The organism is Lichenibacterium dinghuense (genome assembly GCF_021730615.1).
Classification (GTDB): Bacteria; Pseudomonadota; Alphaproteobacteria; order Rhizobiales; family Beijerinckiaceae; genus Lichenihabitans; species Lichenihabitans dinghuensis.
The window spans coordinates 5294685-5310462 of sequence record NZ_JAJLMN010000001.1 but is presented as its reverse complement, the minus strand read 5'-3'; the positions used below and the strand labels follow the sequence as shown (position 1 = coordinate 5310462).

21 protein-coding genes are annotated in these 15778 nt (G+C 74.2%); 11 read left to right on the top strand and 10 right to left on the bottom strand.

The window, feature by feature from the left end; translation table 11 throughout:
- Positions 1-56 precede the first annotated feature (56 nt).
- Complete coding sequence (locus L7N97_RS25540; protein WP_237481195.1) at positions 57-653, top strand: collagen-like protein; 597 nt, start codon at positions 57-59, stop codon at positions 651-653.
- A gap of 34 nt (positions 654-687) precedes the next feature.
- Here the strand turns inward: L7N97_RS25540 and L7N97_RS25535 are convergent, their stop codons facing one another.
- Positions 688-1260: a YbhB/YbcL family Raf kinase inhibitor-like protein gene (locus L7N97_RS25535; RefSeq protein ID WP_237481192.1), complete on the bottom strand. Its 573-nt coding sequence runs from the start codon at positions 1258-1260 to the stop codon at positions 688-690.
- 126 nt (positions 1261-1386) lie between these two features.
- On the opposite strand from L7N97_RS25535, the gene moaB reads away from it, so the two are divergent.
- Positions 1387-1935, top strand: a complete 549-nt coding sequence (gene moaB, locus L7N97_RS25530) for a molybdenum cofactor biosynthesis protein B (RefSeq protein WP_237481191.1) — start codon at positions 1387-1389, stop codon at positions 1933-1935.
- A gap of 3 nt (positions 1936-1938) precedes the next feature.
- On the opposite strand, the gene L7N97_RS25525 is transcribed toward moaB, so the two are convergent.
- The 9 genes from L7N97_RS25525 to L7N97_RS25485 form a co-directional block, all read right to left on the bottom strand.
- Positions 1939-2382 carry an RrF2 family transcriptional regulator gene (locus L7N97_RS25525; protein ID WP_237481189.1) on the bottom strand — a complete coding sequence of 148 codons (444 nt, stop codon included), beginning with the start codon at positions 2380-2382 and terminating at the stop codon, positions 1939-1941.
- Positions 2379-2849: a dUTP diphosphatase gene (gene dut / locus L7N97_RS25520; protein WP_237481187.1), complete on the bottom strand. Its 471-nt coding sequence runs from the start codon at positions 2847-2849 to the stop codon at positions 2379-2381. Before dut ends, L7N97_RS25525 begins: the two co-directional genes overlap by 4 nt.
- Entirely contained in the window at positions 2846-4135 is a 1290-nt protein-coding gene (gene coaBC / locus L7N97_RS25515) for a bifunctional phosphopantothenoylcysteine decarboxylase/phosphopantothenate--cysteine ligase CoaBC (RefSeq protein WP_237481185.1), read from the bottom strand. Before coaBC ends, dut begins: the two co-directional genes overlap by 4 nt.
- A gap of 412 nt (positions 4136-4547) precedes the next feature.
- Positions 4548-5465 (bottom strand): bestrophin family protein, encoded by a 918-nt coding sequence (locus tag L7N97_RS25510; RefSeq protein WP_237481183.1) that lies wholly within the window; start codon positions 5463-5465, stop codon positions 4548-4550.
- Between the two features lie 89 nt (positions 5466-5554).
- Entirely contained in the window at positions 5555-5722 is a 168-nt protein-coding gene (locus L7N97_RS25505; protein ID WP_237481181.1) for a metallothionein, read from the bottom strand.
- The gene (locus L7N97_RS25500; RefSeq protein ID WP_237481179.1) at positions 5685-6035 is read right to left on the bottom strand and encodes an ArsR/SmtB family transcription factor; all 351 of its coding nucleotides are present in this window, start codon (positions 6033-6035) and stop codon (positions 5685-5687) included. Before L7N97_RS25500 ends, L7N97_RS25505 begins: the two co-directional genes overlap by 38 nt.
- 77 nt (positions 6036-6112) lie before the next feature.
- Complete coding sequence (locus tag L7N97_RS25495) at positions 6113-6550, bottom strand: DUF3291 domain-containing protein (RefSeq protein WP_237481177.1); 438 nt, start codon at positions 6548-6550, stop codon at positions 6113-6115.
- 41 nt (positions 6551-6591) lie between these two features.
- On the bottom strand, positions 6592-7365 hold the full coding sequence (locus tag L7N97_RS25490; protein ID WP_237481176.1) for an SDR family oxidoreductase: 774 nt from the start codon (positions 7363-7365) through the stop codon (positions 6592-6594).
- A 79-nt stretch (positions 7366-7444) separates the two neighbouring features.
- Positions 7445-7789: a hypothetical protein gene (locus L7N97_RS25485; protein ID WP_237481174.1), complete on the bottom strand. Its 345-nt coding sequence runs from the start codon at positions 7787-7789 to the stop codon at positions 7445-7447.
- Between the two features lie 137 nt (positions 7790-7926).
- On the opposite strand from L7N97_RS25485, the gene clpS reads away from it, so the two are divergent.
- The 9 genes from clpS (at position 7927) to L7N97_RS25440 (ending at position 15756) form a co-directional block, all read left to right on the top strand.
- Positions 7927-8232, top strand: a complete 306-nt coding sequence (gene clpS, locus L7N97_RS25480; protein ID WP_237481172.1) for an ATP-dependent Clp protease adapter ClpS — start codon at positions 7927-7929, stop codon at positions 8230-8232.
- A gap of 76 nt (positions 8233-8308) precedes the next feature.
- Positions 8309-8995 carry a fumarylacetoacetate hydrolase family protein gene (locus tag L7N97_RS25475; RefSeq protein ID WP_237481170.1) on the top strand — a complete coding sequence of 229 codons (687 nt, stop codon included), beginning with the start codon at positions 8309-8311 and terminating at the stop codon, positions 8993-8995.
- A 187-nt stretch (positions 8996-9182) separates the two neighbouring features.
- Entirely contained in the window at positions 9183-10583 is a 1401-nt protein-coding gene (locus tag L7N97_RS25470) for a D-alanyl-D-alanine carboxypeptidase family protein (RefSeq protein WP_237481168.1), read from the top strand.
- Complete coding sequence (locus tag L7N97_RS25465; RefSeq protein ID WP_237481167.1) at positions 10580-11590, top strand: CobW family GTP-binding protein; 1011 nt, start codon at positions 10580-10582, stop codon at positions 11588-11590. Before L7N97_RS25470 ends, L7N97_RS25465 begins: the two co-directional genes overlap by 4 nt.
- 160 nt (positions 11591-11750) lie before the next feature.
- Complete coding sequence (locus tag L7N97_RS25460) at positions 11751-12518, top strand: SDR family NAD(P)-dependent oxidoreductase (protein WP_237481165.1); 768 nt, start codon at positions 11751-11753, stop codon at positions 12516-12518.
- 4 nt (positions 12519-12522) lie between these two features.
- On the top strand, positions 12523-13413 hold the full coding sequence (locus L7N97_RS25455; RefSeq protein WP_237481163.1) for a 2-dehydro-3-deoxygalactonokinase: 891 nt from the start codon (positions 12523-12525) through the stop codon (positions 13411-13413).
- 4 nt (positions 13414-13417) lie between these two features.
- Positions 13418-14146, top strand: a complete 729-nt coding sequence (locus L7N97_RS25450; protein ID WP_237481161.1) for a 2-dehydro-3-deoxy-6-phosphogalactonate aldolase — start codon at positions 13418-13420, stop codon at positions 14144-14146.
- The gene (locus L7N97_RS25445) at positions 14143-15048 is read left to right on the top strand and encodes a ribokinase (RefSeq protein ID WP_237481159.1); all 906 of its coding nucleotides are present in this window, start codon (positions 14143-14145) and stop codon (positions 15046-15048) included. Before L7N97_RS25450 ends, L7N97_RS25445 begins: the two co-directional genes overlap by 4 nt.
- Before the next feature lie 135 nt (positions 15049-15183).
- On the top strand, positions 15184-15756 hold the full coding sequence (locus tag L7N97_RS25440; RefSeq protein WP_237481157.1) for a retropepsin-like aspartic protease family protein: 573 nt from the start codon (positions 15184-15186) through the stop codon (positions 15754-15756).
- The last annotated feature ends 22 nt before the right edge of the window (positions 15757-15778 follow it).

Below are 15778 nucleotides of genomic sequence, written 5' to 3'. Positions count from 1 at the left end.
CCCCTTTGATCGCTCCCGAAACGCCGCTAGGCTCGGGCAACGAATCAGGAGGAGCCATGCGTCCGTCTCTCGCCGCCGTGTCGATCGCCGGGCTCCTCGCCCTCGGGGCCTGCTCGAAGCCCGAGCCGGGTCAGCCCGGCCCCGTCGGTCCGGCCGGCCCCGCCGGCCCGGCGGGCGCTCAGGGTCCGGTCGGTCCGGCGGGCGCGATGGGTCAGGCTGGCCCGGCCGGCCCGGCGGGGCCGCAGGGTCCCCAGGGCACGCCCGGCGTCAAGGGCGGCGTCGGCCCGGCCGGGCAGGCGGGCGCCAAGGGCGACGCGGGCGCCGACGGCAAGGCCGGCAGTCCCGGCATCCCCGGCCCCAAGGGCGACGCCGGGCCTGCGGGTCCGGCCGGGCCGTCTGGCCCCGTCGGCGCGGTGGGTCCGGCCGGCCCCGTCGGGCCCGCAGGCCCGGCGGCCGCGAAGCCGGCCTTCACGCTGCGCAGCACCACGGGCCAGGCCGGCCAGCCGGTCTCGGCGACCTGCCAGGCGGGCGAGCAGATCATCGCGGCGACCTGCACCACCGGCGCGGTGATCGGGGACGACGGGCAGGCCTCCTGCCCGGCCCCGGCCGACGCGGCCGCGACGGCACGCCTCACGGTGACCTGCGCCAAGTGAGCCGACGGCCCGGCCCGTTCGGCCGGGCCCCGCCTCACGCCCTCTCGTAGGTGCCGATCAGCCGGCCCTTGGCGAGGACGTGACCCTTCATGGCCTCGACCAGCGCGCCCCGGCCGGGCTCGCCGTCGAGCGGCAGCGCGGCATCGAGGGCGAAGACCTGCACGGCGTAGCGGTGCGGGCCGTGGCCGCTCGGCGGGTCGGGCGGCAGGTACTCGGCCTTGAGGAACGAGTTCTGGCCGAGGCGGTGGGCGCGACCCTCTGACCCGCCGCTCTTCAGCTCGCCCGCGGCGAGTTCGCCGTCGCGCCCCGGCAGGGCGAACAGGATCGCGTGGACCAGCGGCGCCGGCGTCGGGCTGTCCGCGTCCTCGATCACCACCACGACTTCGGCGGCCCCCGCCGGCACGCCCCGCCACGCGACGGGGAAGGACAGCCCGCGGCCGTCCTCGGTGTGCTCCGCCGGGATGGCCGCGCCCTCCGCGAAGGCTCCGCTGGTCACCGTGATGGCGTCCGGCGCGTCCGGGAAATCCTGTGTCGCCATGAGCTTGTCGAGGCCGGGGCCGACGCCCCGCAGCGCTCGGCCGACGACCTTGGGCATGTGTTCGAGCATGAGACGTCCTCCGTGGAGCGGCAACGCGCCGCTTCGGCCCGCGGATGCGCGGCTTCGCGCCGCCCGCGGGGGCTGGTAGGAGACCGCACCGCGGCGCCCCGCCGCCTCCCGTGAAGGCGTTCCGCCATGAGCAGGCTCGACCTCGACCGCCCCTTCCTGCCGCTCGGCATCGCCGTGGTGACCGTGTCGGACACGCGCGACCTCGCGGGCGACCGGTCGGGCGACACGTTGGCCGAGCGCCTCGGCGCGGCCGGGCACCGGCTCGCGGGGCGCGCGATCGTCACGGACGACGTCGACGCGATCCGCGCCGCCGTGTCGGGCTTTGCCGCGGACCCGGCCGTCGACGTCGTGCTGACCACGGGCGGCACGGGCTTCACGGGGCGGGACGTCACGCCCGAGGCGGTGGAGGCGCTGTTCACCAAGCGCATGGACGGCTTCTCGGCCGTGTTCCACCGCATCTCCTACGACAAGATCGGCGTGTCGACGATCCAGTCGCGGGCGACCGCGGGCCTCGTCGGGACCACCTTCGTCTTCGCCCTGCCCGGCTCGCCCGGCGCCTGCCGCGACGCCTGGGACGGCATCCTCGCCCACCAGCTCGACTATCGCGCCAAGCCCTGCAACTTCGTTGAGATCATGCCGCGCCTCGACGAGCACCTGCGGCGCAAGGCGTCCTGAGGCTCAGATCGCGAAGTCGACCCCAGCGTCGCCCGCGACGCCCTCGGCTTCCGCCCGCGCGCAGAGGTCCGCGACCGTGGTGCCGTCGAGCGCGGCCACGAAGGCGTCGCCCGCGGGCCGCAGCGCCGGGGCCACGACGGCGTCGACGAAGGACGGGCGCGGCCGCGGCTTGGTGTCCGCCTCCCCGACCCGGGCTGCGGCGCGCAGGATCTCGCCGACGCTGATGCGCCGCCGCTCCCGCGCGAGCGCATAACCGCCGCGCGGGCCCCGCGTGCCCCTGAGGATGCCGGCCCGCACCAGCTCCTGCAGCAGCGTTTCGAGGTGGCGGGGCATCAGCCCGTGTCGCGCCGACAGCGCCCTCGCGGAGACGGGCGCCACGCGGGCGTTGAGCGCGATGTCCACCACGGTCGCCACCGCCAGCAGGCTGCGCTCGGGCAGCAGGTTCATCCCGGCACGACCTCCGGCGCGTGGCCGGTCGAGCCGAAGCCGCCCACGCCGCGCGCAGTCTCGTCGAGCGGTCCCTCGACCCACGCGAGGCGCTCGACGCGGGCCAGCACGAGCTGCGCGATGCGGGTGCCGCGCTCGATCCGGAAGGGCTCGGAGCCGAGGTTGACCAGCACCACGCCCACCTCGCCGCGATAGTCGGCGTCGACCGTGCCGGGGCTGTTCAGCACCGTCACGCCGTGCCGCAGCGCGAGGCCTGAGCGCGGGCGCACCTGCGCCTCGTAGCCCTCCGGGAGCGCGAGGACGAGGCCCGTCGGCACGAGGTCGCGGGCGCCGGGCTCCAGCACGATCGATCGCCCCGGCGCGAACGCCGCCAGGAGGTCGAGGCCGGCCGCGCCCGCCGTGCGGTAGGCCGGCAGGTCGAGGCCCACCGCGTGCGGCAGGCGGAGGACGCGCACCGGCACGCTCACGGCCGCGCATCCAGCAGGGCGGCGAAGCGGGCGACGAGGCGGCGCGCCACCTCGTCCTTGCCGAAGCGCGGCCAGCGCTCGACGCCATCGCGGGTCACGAGGTGGACCTCGTTGTCGGCCCCGCCCATCACGTCCGAGCCCGCACCGACGTCGTTGGCGACGATGAGGTCGCAGCCCTTGCGCTCGAGCTTCTCGGCCGCGTTGTCGTGGAGGCGGTCCGTCTCGGCCGCGAAGCCGACCACGAGGCGCGGCCGGCCGACGGTCCGGCGCGCAACGCCGGCCAGGATGTCGGGGTTGCGGGTGAACTGGAGCTCGGGGTCGGGCGCGCCGTCGCGCTTCTTGATCTTGAGGATCGCGGCCTCGGCGGGGCGCCAATCGGCGACCGCGGCGGCGGCGACGAACAGGTCGGCCGGCAGGGCGCCCTCGACGGCCTCGGCCATCTCGCGGGCCGTCTCGACGCGGACCACGGCGACGCCGGGCGGGTCGGGGATCGACACGGGCCCGGACACCAGCACCACCTCGGCGCCGGCCGCCGCCGCGGCGGCCGCGAGGGCGTGGCCCTGCCGGCCGGACGAGCGGTTGGCGATGTAGCGCACCGGGTCCATCGGCTCGTGGGTCGGGCCGGAGGTCACCACCACGCGCCGCCCCTGCAGTGCGGGCGGAACGGCGGACGGCAGCGGGATGCGCGTGTCGGCCGCCAGGGCGCGGGCCGCCGCGGCCACGATGGCGAGCGGCTCCGCCATGCGGCCGGGGCCGAACTCTCCGCAGGCCATCGCGCCCTCGTCCGGACCGACCGTGATCACCCCGTCGGCTTCGAGCCGGGCGAGGTTGCGGCGCGTGGCCGGGTGGAGCCACATGCGGACGTTCATGGAGGGTGCCATGAGCACGCGCTTGTCCGTGGCGAGCAGCAGCGTGGATGCGAGGTCGTCGGCGAGCCCGTTGGCCATCTTGGCCATGAGGTTGGCGGTGGCGGGCGCGACCAGCACGAGGTCGGCGCTGCGCGACAGCTCGATGTGGCCCATCTCCGCCTCGTCGGTCAGCGAGAACAGCTCGTCGTGGACGCGTTCGCCCGTCAGGCTCGCGACCGCGAGCGGCGTGACGAAGCTCCTGGCCGAGGCCGTCATCACGGCCCGCACCGCGGCGCCGCGCTCGCGCAGGCGGCGCACCAGGTCGAGCGCCTTGTAGGCCGCGATGCCGCCGCCGACGATCAGCAGCACGCGCCGCCCCCGCAGCGACGGGACGAGGGCCGGCCCCACGGCCGCCGGTTCCGCACCTCCGTCCGCCATGGCTCCCCTTCCGCGCCGCCGTTGACGATCTCTTGACCACGACGTGCGGCCGATCGCACGCCAGCCCGTATTGAGCTTGCGACGACCGGCGATGCATGGCATACCGTCCTGGCAACGTTCGCGTTGCATGCCCTTCTTGGGCGTTTCCTCCCTAGACTCGGGCCGCCTCTCGGGGCGGTCTTTTTTTTGTCCGGGAGCGCCCGCACCCGCGTCGGGCAGCGCATCCGGGGCCGAGGCAACGTCGGCTCGGTGGCAAGGTTTCACCACATTGCGCCGGGCTTGGCAAGCAGCGTGGGCGCTTTTCTGCAGCTTTACGGACAGATGACCAAGCGTCCGACGCTCGAATGCCGTTTTTACGCCCAACTGAACTTTTGCTCTCTCGATGAAGATTTGCTCTTCACCGAGCCGGCAATCAGGTCAGGACGAAGTCGACGGGACGCAGCGGCTCGGGCAGCGCCGGGTCGCCGAGCATCTCGCGCACGTCGATCTCCATGCCGCGCGCCATGGCGTCGATCGGCAGGCCGTTCTGCATCGTGCTGAAGGGGCGCTCCAACTCGTCGCCGAGGGCGTCGAGGCCGAAGAACGTGTAGGACACCACGAGCACGATCAGCGGCGTCCAGAGGCCGGCCGGTGCGGCGAGCCCGAAGGGCAGCAGCAGGCAGAACAGGTAGGCCGTGCGGTGCAGGATCAGCGAGTAGGTGTAGGGCACCGGCACGTTGTTGATGCGCTCGGCCGCCGCCACCACGGCGGACAGCGAAACGACCCGCTCCTCGACCGTCCACAGCGCCTGGGGCGTGAGAACGCCGGAGGCCACGGCGAGCGCGGCGTCCCGGCTGATCAGCGCGAGCAGCATGTTGCAGGGGTTGCGCGCCGCGGCGACCGCGGAAGCGTCACCCTCGGCGAGGGCCGCGAGGGCGTCGGCGCCGGGCCGCAGCCCGCGCATGTAGTCGCGCAGGAGGTGGGCCATGGCGACCGCGCGGAAGGCGCCGCGCCGCGCCGCGGCGGCGTCGCCCGCGCCGAGATAGGCGATCTGCTGGCGCGCCAGGCTGCGCACGTCGACGAGCAACTGGCCGAACACCTTGCGGCCTTCCCACCAGCGGTCGTAGCAGGCCGAGTTGCGGAAGCCCGCGAAGATCGACAGCGCGATGCCGATCACCGAGAAGGGCAGCGCCGCGAGGTCGTGCAGGTGGACCAGCCCGGCGCCCTGCAGGGCCACCACGATCACCGACAGGACCGTCACGAAGGCGAGGCGCGGCGCGATGGTGGGGACGATCGACCCCCGCATCACGAACAGGAGCTGCCAGGCGCTCGGCTTGTCGCGGACGATCAAGGCTGGAAGGCTCCGGCTCAGACGGGGGCACGCGAAAAGAGGCGCCCGGCCGGGCCGGGCGCCTCTCGATCATGTCGGTTCCGGCCGGTTCAGCCGTGGCAGGTGCAGCCCGCGTGGTGGCAGCCCGAGCCGTCCTTGTGGTGGTCGGCGCATTCGGCGCTGCAATAGAAGCGGCCTTCCTTCTCCACCGCGCCGTCGGTCTTCACGACGCACACGCAATCAGCGCAGGCGCACTTCACCATCGTCACGTCCGTCATCGTCGTTCTCCGTCTCAGTCCCGTGGTCATGCGGTTCGGACACGTGGTCGATGAGGTTGGTCAGCATGTCCCGGACGTGGCAGTCCGGGAGCGAGTAGAACACCTGTCGCCCCGCCTTTCCCGCCTTCAGCAGGCGCGTGGCCCGCAGCAGGCGGAGATGGTGGGACACGAGCGACTGGCTGAGCCCCACCTTCTCGGCGAGGGCTCCGACGCCGACCGGACCGTCGAGGCAGCTCAGCACGATTCGAAGCCTGTTCGGATCGCCGAGCAGCCTGAAAGTTTCAGCCAGGGCAGCGACCTCGTCCTCGACCAATCTCGATCACCACATATGAACACGTCTTCAGATATACGCCGGTCGAAGGCGGCGTCAAGCGGCTTGTCTCCGACGCTTCAGCCGGCCCGCTTCGGGCGCAGCGGGCCGGTGATCGTCGTGCGGGCGGGTCTGAAGCTGAGGTCGGCGTGGTGTGGGCCGGGGTGGCGCAGCTTGGAGGGGCGGCCCTCGCTCCGCATGCGGCGATTCGCCTCCGCCCAGGCCGGCAGCGCGTCACCCTCCTGCTCCCAGTGGACGACGGAGCCCTCGTCGCACCAGTCGACGAAACGAGGCATGGCGGCCCGGTGCGGGCCCGTCGTCATGTAGGCCCGCATGGCCTCGAGGCTGTCCCAGGCCGTCAGGGTCCAAAAGGCCCAGCCCCGGTCGGCCAGCAGCGAGCCGCCGCGGAAGCCCGCCGCCGCCTTCACCTGCGCCAGGGTGCGCGTGTTGTGCCACATGAAGCCGGGCAGGAACCGGGGGGAGCGCAGGCGCAGGCGCGTGACGCTGACGAAGGGCATGGGATTTCACCTCATGTGCGGCGATGTTCCGCCTGCCGGCGTCACACGTTGCGCAGCGCGCCGCCGTCGACGCGCAGCGTCGTGCCGGTCACGTAGGAGGCCTGCGGGCTCGCGAGGAACACCGCCGCGGCCGCGAACTCCTCCGGCGTGCCGTAGCGCGCGGCCGGGATCGCGGCGAGCGCGGCCTTTGCGACCTCCTCCACGCTGCGGGCGCTGCGCTCGGCGTTGGCGCGGTCGAGCGCCGCGACGCGCGGGGTCGCGATGCGGCCGGGCAGCACCATGTTGACCGTCACGCCGTCGGCCGCGACCTCGGCCGCCAGCGTCTTCGACCATCCGAGCAGCGCCGAGCGCAGCGCGTTCGACAGGGCGAGGTTGGGGATCGGCGCCACCACACCCGAGGACGCGACGGTGACGATCCGCCCCCAGCGCCGCTCGCGCATGCCGGGCACCAGAGCGCCGGTCAGGTCGACGAGGCTCATCACCATGGCGTCGAACTGCGCGCGCCACTGCTCGTCCGTGGCGCCGAGCGCCGTGGTGGGCGGCGGCCCGCCGGAGTTGTTGACCAGGATGTCGACGCCGCCGAGCGCGTCGAGCGCGCGGGCGGCGAGGTCGCGGCCGACGCCCGGCGCCGCGAGGTCGGCGGCGAGCTTCGGGTATGTCGCGTCGTCCGGGAAGGCCGCGGCGAGTCTCTCGGCCGAGCGGGACGACACGGCCACGCGCGCGCCGGCCGCCGCGAGCCCGGCCGCGATGGCGCCGCCGAGGCCGCCGCTCGCCCCCAGCACCAGGGCGCGCTTGCCCCCGAGATCGATCCGCATGCGCCTCACCCCCGCCGTCACCCGGCACGGCTTATAGGCGCGCCGCCCCGCCGCGGCGAGCACCGATCGCCCGGAGGCGTCAGGGGCAGCGGGCGTAGGCCACGTCGAGCAGCACCACCGGCGCGACCGCGAGCGTCGCGGCGAGCGCGCGGGCCGCGTGGGGGTTCGACGGGCCGAGGCGGGAGGCCAGCAGCGCCCCGTCGAGCGCGTCGCCGACCACGCGCAGCCAGAGCCGGTCCTGCGGGTGGGGCGACGCCAGCATGAAGGCGCCGGCGGCGATCTCGCGCGCGCCGAAGAGCGCGACCAGCGCCTCGTGCCCTTCGAGGCCGGCCGCCTGCGCGACGCGGCGCGGAGCCAGGAGTTCGGCCACCCCGAGCCCGATGCCGAACCAGGCGAGGCCGCGGGCGATGTCCTTCGGCGTCATGTCGTCCCCCTCCGTGCTGCGGCGGAGGGTGAACGGCCGCGATCAGGAGCCGTGTCCCGGCGCGGCCGGGCGGCCTGGACGCAACAGGGCAGCGGCGCCGCGCGTTCGCCACCATTCCCCGATAGGCGGACGGCGCCATGCCCGACACGACATTCGACACGCGCCCCGCGACGACGACCAAGCTGGAGCGCCCCAAGCTCTACAAGGTCATCCTCATCAACGACGACTACACGCCGCGCGAGTTCGTCGTCATGGTGCTGAAGGCAGAGTTCAAGATGGGCGAGTCGAAGGCCAATGCCGTGATGCTCACGGCGCACCGCAAGGGCTCCTGCGTGATCGCCGTCTACCCGCGCGACGTCGCCGAGACCAAGGCGGACCGCGCCACGGACCTCGGCCGGTCGCGCGGCTTCCCGCTCCAGTTCACCACCGAACCGGAGGAGTGAGCGGCAGATCCCTCGGAGGTGATGGCGCTGCATGCATCCGTCGGGTAGACCGTCCGGAGCCCCGTGGAGCCTCCCCATGTCCGACTACGTCATCGCGCCGCCCCGCATCGTCGCCGTGCCCGTCTCGGGCGGCGGCTCCTTCCCCGTGCGGCGCATCTTCTGCGTCGGCCGCAACTACGCCGAACACGCCCGCGAGATGGGCCACGATCCGAGCCGCGAGGCCCCGTTCTTCTTCACCAAGCCCGCCGACGCCCTGCTGACGGGCGGCGCCGACATGCCCTACCCGCCCGCGACCGGCGATCTCCACTTCGAGCTGGAGCTCGTGGTCGCGCTCGGGCGCGGCGGCGTCGACATCGCCGAGATGGACGCGCCCGCCTGCGTGTGGGGCTACGCGGTCGGCCTCGACATGACGCGGCGCGACATGCAGGGGCTGGCCAAGAAGGCCGGGCGACCCTGGGACATGAGCAAGGGCTTCGACCTGTCGGCCCCCATCGGCGACCTCGTCCCCGCCGAGCGGGCGGGCAGCATGGCGAATGCGGCGCTGGAGCTGAGGGTCAACGGCACCGTCCGCCAGTCCTCCGACGTGGCCAACATGATCTGGTCGGTGGCCGAGACCATCAGCTACCTGTCGGGCCTCGTGCGGCTCGAGCCCGGCGACCTGATCTTCACCGGCACGCCCGAAGGGGTCGGCGCGGTCGGGCGCGGGGACGTGCTCGAAGGCCGCGTCGGCGCGCTGCCGGCGCTGCGGACCCGCATCGCCTGAGCCGGGCCGACGCGGAACCGCCCGCCCGCCGCCGCAGCTTCGCCACGACGCGCTCGCGCGCTGTGGCCTCCCGCGGACAGGTGCGGAAACACATCTTTGCAAGGTGCGGGGGCAAGGTTAAACCTGCGTGAGGTCGAAAGAGCGGGGAGCCTGGCATCCCCGCCGCGCCCGTTCGGAAAGTCCCTCGATGATGTTCAAACCAGCGATCCGGCGGTCGCTCCTGTCGGTCCTGGCGCTCGGCGTCGCGTCGCTGGGCCCGGCCCGCGCCAATCCCACGATCGTGGTCGACGCGAACAGCGGCGAGGTCCTCTACAAGGACATGGCGACCGCCCCCTGGTTCCCCGCCTCCACCACCAAGCTGATGACCGTCTACGTGGCGCTCAGCAAGGTCCGGGAGGGCAAGATCAGCCTCGACACGCCGCTCCGCGTGTCGGCCTACGCGGCCAGCATGATTCCGTCCAAGATGGGCTTCCGCCCCGGCACTCTGGTGACGCTCGACAACGCGCTGAAGATGCTGATGGTGAAGTCGCCCAACGACATCGCCGTGACCATCGCCGAGGGCATCTCGGGTTCCGTCCCGGCCTTCGCGGACGAGATGAACAGCTACGCGGCCAGGATCGGCCTGCACGAATCGCACTTCGCCAATCCCAACGGCCTCCACGACCCGAACCACTGGTCGTCGGCCCGCGACATGGCGATGATCGCCCGCGCGCTGATCACGCAGTTCCCCGAAGAGCACGACCTGTTCAACATCGGCACGCTGCAGTTCGGCGGCAAGCTGATCCCCAACCACAACGGCCTGCTCGGGCGCTACGACGGCGTCGACGGCATGAAGACCGGCTACACCTGCGCGGGCGGCTACAACGTGGTGGAGAGCGCCACGCGCGGCGACCGCCGCCTGCTGGTCGTCATCATGGGGGCGCCCTCCACCAACCAGCGTAACCTGCGCTCCGTGGCGCTGTTCGAGAAATACTTCGCCAACCCGGGCCAGGGGCTCGGCAACGTCGCCGACCTCGGCCCGAGCGACATCGTGGCGCCGCCCGACATGCACGTGCAGATGTGCGGCCCCGGCCGCCACGCCGCCATCCAGGAGGCCGAGGCCGAGGACGCCGCCATCGCGCCGACGGACGCCGGCGCGCCCGCGACCGGCCTCGCCGCGCTGATGCATCCGCGCGACGCCTTCACGCCGGTGCGCGTCTTCATCGGCGCGACGCCCGGCACCAACATCGCGCCCGTCGGCTCGATCGAGGAAGCGCAGCCCGGCCCCGCCGCCACGGCGAAGGCCGATGCCCCGGTGCCGGCCGCGACCGTGCCCGCCGCCCTGGCGCAGGCCCCGGCCGACGCGGCGGCCGTCGTCGCCCCGCTGGCGCTCGCCGGCGCGGCCGCGCCCGCGGCGCTGGCGGCCGCCAACAAGGTGGTGAAGGGCCGCGGACACGGCCTCGTGGCCGCGAAGCGGGACAAGGCGCCGGCCCGGCCCGCCGCGAAGGCCAAGCCGGTCGTCAAGCCGAGCAAGGCTGCTGCGAAAGCGCCCGCGAAGGCCACAAAGGCGGCCGCCAAGCCTTCCAAGAAGAAGACCGCGTCCCGGTGACCGGGCCCGTGCCCGTCGGCGTGCTGACGGGCTTCCTCGGGGCCGGCAAGACGACGCTGCTGAACCGCCTCCTCGCCGACCCGGCCTTCGCCGGCACGGCCGTGATCGTCAACGAGTTCGGCGAGATCGGCATCGACCACCTGCTCGTCGAAGCGGTGGACGGCGACATGCTGACACTGACCACGGGCTGCCTGTGCTGTGCCGCGCGCGGCGACCTGCTGGCCGCCGTCGAGAGCCTGCTGGCGCGGCGCGAAACCCTGGGCTTCGCGCGCATCGTGATCGAGACCACGGGCCTCGCCGACCCCGGCCCCGTGCTGAACGCGCTGCTGCTCGGACCGGTCCTGGCCGGCACCGCAGCGTCGGGCGGCGTGCTGACGCTGGTGTCGGCCGTCGACGGCGGGGCGGTGCTCGACCGGCACGACGAGGCGCGCCGGCAGGTCGCCGTGGCCGACCGCATCCTGATCACCAAGTCGGACCTCGCCCCACATGCGATCGAGGGGCTCTCGGCGCGCCTGGCCGGCCTCAACCCCGCGGCTCCGGTCGCGGACGCGCGCGAGGAGCCGCCCCGCCTCGCGCTGTTCGAGCCCGGCCCTGTCCCGCGCCCGCCCGCGGCGGCCGGGCACCACCATCACCACGCCGCCGACGCGCGCATCCGATCGGCCGTGCTGACGGGCGGCACGGTCGACGCCGCCGCGCTCGGTGCCTTCGTGGCGGAGCTGCAGCGGCGGCACGGCGCCGCGCTCCTGCGGCTCAAGGGCCTCGCGTCGCTGCGCCAGGACCCCGACCAACCCGCCGTGATCCAGGCCATCGGCCACCTCCTCCACCCCGCCTCGCGGCTCGACCGCTGGCCCGGCGGGGAGCGCGGCACGCGCCTCGTCGCCATCCTCGACGGCGTCGCGCCGGCCGAAGTCGCGGCGCTCTGGGACGCCTTCTTCGGACAGCCGGCCATCGACCGGCCCGACGCCGCGGCGCTCGCCGGCCACGGCGGGGCCGGGCTCTTCGCCTGAGACCGCGGCGACGGCGCCCGCGCGGACGCCGACGACGACATCGGGTCGCCGCCATCCACGGCCGCCGGCGATCGGCCCGGCCGGCTCCCCTTTCCCCGCGGCGGCCTTGCCGCTACTCTCCCATTCGTCCGACAAGAATGCATCGCGGGAGAGACGCCGAATGGCGGGGGGCAGCGCAACCTATCCGAGCCTCGACGGCCGGACCGTCCTGGTGACCGGCGGAGGCAGCGGCATCGGGGCCGCGATCACGGCCGCCTTCACGGCGCAGGGCGCCCGCGTGGGCTTCCTCGACATCGCGGCCGAGCCGTCGGGGGCGCTCGAATCGGAACTCCGCGCGGCCGGCCACGCGGCCCGCTTCGTGCACTGCGACCTGCGCGACATCGACGCCCTGAAGCGCGGCGTCGCCGCGGTGCGCGACGCCTTCGGCCCGGTCGCGGTGCTGATCAACAACGCCGCCCACGACGAGCGCCACGCGGCGGCCGACGTGACGCCGGAGGTGTTCGACGAGCGCATCGCCGTGAACCTGCGCCACCAGTTCTTCGCCGCCCAGGCGGTGCTGCCCGACATGGTGGCGCGGGGCGGCGGTTCGATCGTGAACTTCGGCTCGGCGTCCTGGATGGCGGGCCAGGGCGGCATGGCGGTCTACTCCATGGCGAAGTCGGCGGTGCTCGGCTTCACGCGCTCGCTGGCGCGCGACTACGGCCCCCACAATGTCCGGGTGAACGCCATCGCGCCCGGCGCGGTTCTGACGCAGCGCCAGAAGGACAAGTGGCTGACGCCCGCCTACGAGGCCGAGCTGATGGGCAAGCAGTGCCTGAAGCGGCACGTCATGCCCGACGAGATCGCGCGCTTCGCGCTGTTCCTGGCCTCCGACGACGCCTCGGCCTGCACGGGCCAGCACTACGTGGTCGACGGCGGGTGGGTGTAGCGCGATGAGCCCGGCCGCCTTCATCGCCGTCGACTGGGGCACCACCCGCCTGCGCGCCAGCCTGGTCGGCCCGGACGGCGCCGTCGCGGCGACCGCGCAGGCCGATTCGGGCGTGCAGTCCGTGGCGGCGGGCGGCTATCCCGCCGCGCTCGACGCCGCCTGCCGGCCCTGGTTCGACGCCCATCCCGACATCCCCGTGCTGATGGCCGGCATGGTGGGGAGCCGCAACGGCTGGGTGGAGGCGCCATACGCGCCCTGCCCCGCCGGCGCGGACGAGATCGCGGCGTGCCTCTGCGCCGTGCCGGACGCGGGGCGGAGCGTCAGGATCGTGCCCGGCGTCGAGTGTTGCTGGCCGGACGGCAGCTACGACGTGATGCGCGGCGAGGAGACACAGGCGCTCGGCACGGGCGTGCGCGACGGGCTCCTCAGCCTGCCCGGCACCCACGGCAAGTGGATCGAGATGCGGGACGGCCGCATCAGCCGCTTCGCCACCTTCGTCACCGGCGAGCTCTTCGCCGCCGTCTCGGCCTCCTTCGTGGGCCGGCTGGCCGAGGAGCCGCACGACGATCCCGCCGGCGCGGCCCTGGCGGCCGAGGCCGCGCGCCCGCCCGGCGGGCTGACGCGGGCGCTGTTCCAGGCGCGCGCGCGGGTGCTCGGCGGCGACCTCGCGCCGCGCGGCGTGCGCCCGTTCCTGTCGCGGCTGATCGTGGAGGCCGAGATCGCCGGCGCGCTCGACCTGTTCGGCCGGCCAAAGATCGTGCATCTCGTCGCGGGCGAGCCGCAGCGCTCGATCTATCGCGCCGCGCTGGCGGAGCGCGGCCTCGCCGTGCAGGACTACGACACGCCCGCCGTCACGCTGGCCGGCCTGAAGACCATCATGGCCGCGAGGAGCTGAGACCATGCCCGAACCGTCGCGCTTCGAGGCGCATTTCGAGGACTGCTTCGGCGCCATGCCGATCGTCGCCATCCTGCGCGGCATCCAGCCGCGCGAGGCCGTTGCGGTCGGGGAGGCCCTCGTGGCGGCCGGCATCACCATCCTCGAAGTGCCGCTGAACTCGCCCGAGCCGCTCGACAGCATCTCGCGCCTCGCCCGCGCCGTGGGCAACCGCGCCAGCGTCGGAGCCGGCACGGTGCTGGAGCCCGAGCAGGTCGACGCCGTGTTCGAGGCCGGCGGCCAGATCGTCGTGTCGCCGAACTGCGACGCCGCCGTGATCCGCCGCACCCGCGCCCGCGGGATGGTGTCGCTGCCGGGCTGCCTCACGCCGTCCGAAGCCTTCGCGGCGCTGAAATGCGGCGCCCACGCGGTGAAGCTGTTCCCGGGCGAGCTCGTGACGCCGAACGTCGCCAAGGCCATGGCGGCGGTGCTGCCGAAGAAGACGCGCCTGCTGGTCGTCGGCGGCGTGTCGGCCGACAGCCTGAAGGACTGGCGCGGTGGCCCCGTGCAGGGCTTCGGCATCGGCTCGTCGCTTTATAAGCCCGGCGTGACGCCGGACGAGGTGGGCCGGCGCGCCCGCGCCCTCACGGACGCCATCCGCGGCTTCGCGGACCCGGACGGCGAGGCCCGCGGCCTGCCGCGGGACGACGGCCGCGAGGGTGGCCGGGAGCGGGGCGGGGACGACGAGCGATGATCGCCGTCTTCGGCTCGGTCAACATCGACCTCGTCACGGCGGTTGAGCGCATCGCCGCGCCGGGCGAGACGGTGATGGGCGGCTCCTACCGCGCCATCCCGGGCGGAAAGGGCGCCAACCAGGCGCTGGCGGCCCGCCGTGCCGGAGCCGAGACCGTCCTGGTCGGTGCCGTGGGGCGCGACGGCTTCGCCGAACCCGCGCTGGCGCTGCTCCGCCAAGCCGGCGTCGATCTCGCCGGGGTCGCCGCGGTGGACGCGCCGACGGGCGCGGCCTTCATCGCGGTCGACGCGGACGGCGCCAACGCCATCACGGTGGCGGCCGGCGCCAACGCCGAAGCGCAGGCCGCGCAGCTCGACGCCCTGCCGGCGAACGGCGGCCTGCTGCTGCTCCAGCGCGAGGTGCCCGACCGCGAAGGCGAAGCGGCGGCCCGCGCGGCGCGCGCCCGCGGGCTGCGGACGGTGCTCAACCTCGCGCCCTCCGGCCGCGTGCCGGACGGCTTCCTGGCGCTGGTCGACGTCATGGTGGTCAACGAGCACGAGGCTGCCGACCTCGCCGGCTTCCTCGGCCTGCCGGACGACCATGCGGGCCTCGCCGCGCACCTGCGGACGCGGTTCGGCGTCGGCGCGACCGTGGTGACGCTGGGCGCCGAGGGCGCGGTCGGCTGGGAGGGCGGCGCGGAGCACCGCGCGCCCTGCCCGCGCGTCCTCGCGGTGGACACCACGGCGGCGGGCGACAGCTTCGTCGGGTTCTTCGCGGCGGCGCTCGACGCCGGCCTGCCCTTCGGCGAGGCGATGCGGCGCGGGACGGCGGCGGGCTCGCTGGCCTGCACGACGGCGGGCGCCCAACCCTCGATCCCCGACGCCGCCGCGGTCGACGCGCTGCTGGCCCGCTCAGCCGTTTAAGGTCGCCGGATCGTCCCGCTTTCGACGGATCCGGTCAACGTCCCGCTCACCGCGTCCGCGGATAGGCCCCGCCCGTCAACGGCACGGTAGCCCGCCGGAGGCGAAGCTCGGCCCCGCGGGCGGAGGGGGTTCGGCATGGGTGTCGTGAAGGGAGCGGTCGGCTGCGCCGTGGTGGCGCTGCTGGCCGGGCACCAGCTGTCGAGCCTCGATGCCGGCCGCCGCATCGCGCTCTGGGACGCCGCTCGCGAGGCCATCGGCGCGCGGGCGCCCGATCCCCCTCCGCCCCGCCTCGCACAGCTCGCTCAGGCCGCTCCCGCCGTGGCGGCGGCGTCGCCCTTCGGCGAGGAATGGATCGGCGCCGACCGCCTGGGCCAGTTCCAGACCACCGTCGAGATCGACGGGCAGCGCCTGCCCGTCCTGGTCGACACGGGTGCGACTTTCGTGTGTCTCAGCGCCGAGGACGCGGACCGGGTCGGCGTCCACCCGGCGCCCTCCGACTACCGGTATGCGGTCAACACAGCCAACGGCAGCGCCCGTGTCGCCAAGGTGCAGCTCGCTTCGGTGCGCCTCGGCGGCATCGAGCTGCGCGACGTGGCGGCGCTGGTCAGCGGCCGGGGGCAGCTCGGCCAGACGCTGCTCGGCATGAGCTTCCTGTCGCGCCTGTCGACGGTCAGGATCGACCGCGGACGCCTCGTGCTGGCACGGTGAGGTGAGGCCACTCGCGTCGATG